Consider the following 2,453-nt stretch of genomic DNA (forward strand, 5'->3'; position numbering starts at 1 on the left):
AGCGATCAGGCCAGCGTTCAGATTCCAAATAGTAATAACCCTGCCTGCCTGATAAGCTGGTTTTTTTCTGATTAAGGGTTTTTACAAAACAAGGAAAAATGAATGGTTTTTATAAAGCAAAGATACGCCACGAAATAAAAAAACAGAAAATATAGGTCTTAATTATTCTTTGTTTTTAATTTCCCTATATATTAAAACAAGTAGTGAAAAACTTGAAACAATTATTCCTGTAAGGAAAATTAAAGAGAAAATAAAAGTAACGGCAAATAGCACATAAGTTTCAAAGGAATCTGGTTTAACTACTTTGAGTATAGGAGAAATAAGAGCAAATGTAAAAGTAACAGGGTTATAGGAATACATTATCCACTTAAAAACCTTTTTTCTCCACCTGTCGTCTGTGTTTTTCCAGTTGTAGTAGGAAAGGACTGATAATCCTAATGGAAACAGAAAAGCAAAGCCGACAAATATTCCTATTTTCCAGTGTAGGCCGTAGGAAATAAACCCTATAAGTATTCCCATTGTTGAGAGGATTGAACCGGTAGCAACTAACCGTTTGTTTATGGAATTGACAACAGACTGTACTACCATAGCAATTAACAGTAGAATAGGATTAAGCAGAACCCCCATCAGAATAGCAATATACAAGATTATTCTTTTTCCCCTTGAGAGAGTATTTGTCTTCTTCTGCATATTTTCACTCCTGTATTGAACTCTGTGTGGTTTTGTGATATAAGTAATTATACAATAGAGAGATAGTGAGGTGTTAAATGAGAACAAAATGGGTTTATTTAAACGAAATTAACAGACTACCTGAAGATATTAAAACAAAGTATGGGAAAGTATTTGGTCAAATATTTCACAACCGTGGATACAAGATTATTCGTCCAGAGTTAAAGTATTTTCCGAAAGCCGAAAATTATCCTAAGATAGAACAGGTTGCTTCAAGAATTATAGAATGGATAAACAATGGTGAAAAAATCGGTATCTTTGGTGATTATGATGTTGATGGGATAACTTCGGTAGTTATTTTTACGGAACTTCTTGATAGATTAGGCGTAAAATACAGCGTAAAGTTCCCTACAAGGGAAACCGGTTACGGAGTTAAAAAAAAGGATATAGACCATTTTATCCGTGAAGGAATAAAAAAGGTTATTCTTTTTGATAACGGAACTTCCTTTAATGAAGTATTAAGGTATGCAAGGGAGAATGGAGTAGAGGTAATAGTAGTAGATCACCACGAGGAAAAAGAAAAAACAGAAGTAGAACTTCTGTTAAATCCAAAGGCTGATAATGTAGAACTTTTCCGTGATCTCTGTACAGCAGGATTGAGTTTTTACCTGACCGGCGTAATTAATTCAAAAATGGGAAAGCCGTTGGTGATGAAAAAACTACTTCCGATAACGGCTGTAGGGACAGTTGCAGATGTCGTACCGTTAAGTGATATAAATAGGATAATTGTAAGAAATGGAATGACTAAGTTTGACGAAACAGAACAAATAGGATTAAAACAGTTAAAAGAGCTATCTGGTATAAAAGAGGTTAATGAATACAGTATTGGTTTTATAATAGCTCCACGTTTAAACGCTGCTGGAAGACTGTCAGATCCCTACATAGCTTATCAGCTCTTAAAAACCGATAGTGAGTTAGAAGCATATAAAATAGCCAACGAACTTGAAAGGTTAAACAGGAAAAGACAGTATGAAACTGATAAGGCATTAGAAAGTCTATTACTGCAAATTAATCCTAAAGATAAGGTAAACATTTTAACAGGAAAGTTTAAAAAGGGAATTGTTGGAATCCTTGCAGGAAAAATTGCACGGCTTACCAGCAAACCTACGATAGTGGGAACAGAAGTGAACGGAATAGTTTACGCTTCAGGAAGAAGTGTAGAAGGCGTAAACATAGTTGACCTTTTAAGTCAGGTAAGGGATCTTTTAATCACCTATGGTGGCCACGATATGGCGTGTGGCTTGGCTTTTGAGATTAAAAATATAGAAAAACTAAGAGAAAGATTAAATCTCCTGCTTTCCGATTTTGAATATGAACAGGTAATTGAGATAGATTTACCACTTGATATTAACTACTGGACTCCACAAAGGGCTTCCTTCCTGGAAAAGGTTGGACCGTACGGAAACGGAAATGAAAGACCTGTTTTTTCCTCGTTTGCAGAAGTGGTAAATGTTAAAGAATACAACAAGTTATACATTCTCGGTGTTAAAGAAAAGGGTCGGTACTATAAGGTAAAGGCTTGGAAGTCTGAAGTTCCCTCGATACAGAAAGGAAAAGTAGAAATTGCCTATAGTATAATAGGCAAAAGAAACGGAGAAGAACCTGAAATATTCTTGAAAGGAATAAGGGATGGAGATAGAGGAGATCAATAAGTATCTCAAGGAATATGCAGAAAAGCTAAAGAGTTATTTAAGAAAGCATTTATGGTTTGCACGGCGGGTAGT

At 35.1% G+C, this 2,453-nt stretch carries 2 protein-coding genes; one reads left to right on the top strand and one right to left on the bottom strand.

Features of this window, described 5'->3' with window-relative positions; translation table 11 throughout:
- Positions 1–162 precede the first annotated feature (162 nt).
- Positions 163–690 carry a hypothetical protein gene (locus MV676_RS08235; RefSeq protein ID WP_297446680.1) on the bottom strand — a complete coding sequence of 176 codons (528 nt, stop codon included), beginning with the start codon at positions 688–690 and terminating at the stop codon, positions 163–165.
- Positions 691–767: 77 nt separating this feature from the next.
- Between MV676_RS08235 and MV676_RS08240 the strand changes: the two genes are divergently transcribed.
- Entirely contained in the window at positions 768–2,381 is a 1,614-nt protein-coding gene (locus tag MV676_RS08240) for a DHH family phosphoesterase (RefSeq protein ID WP_297446682.1), read from the top strand.
- The last annotated feature ends 72 nt before the right edge of the window (positions 2,382–2,453 follow it).

This window comes from Desulfurobacterium sp., from assembly GCF_027028515.1.
In the GTDB taxonomy this organism is placed as follows: domain Bacteria; phylum Aquificota; class Aquificia; order Desulfurobacteriales; family Desulfurobacteriaceae; genus Desulfurobacterium_A.

Coding starts and splice junctions, on each gene's coding strand:
- MV676_RS08235 (WP_297446680.1), bottom strand. CDS start 690: ATGCAGAAGAAGACAAATACTCTCTCAAGGGGAAAAAGAATAATCTTG.
- MV676_RS08240 (WP_297446682.1), top strand. CDS start 768: ATGAGAACAAAATGGGTTTATTTAAACGAAATTAACAGACTACCTGAA.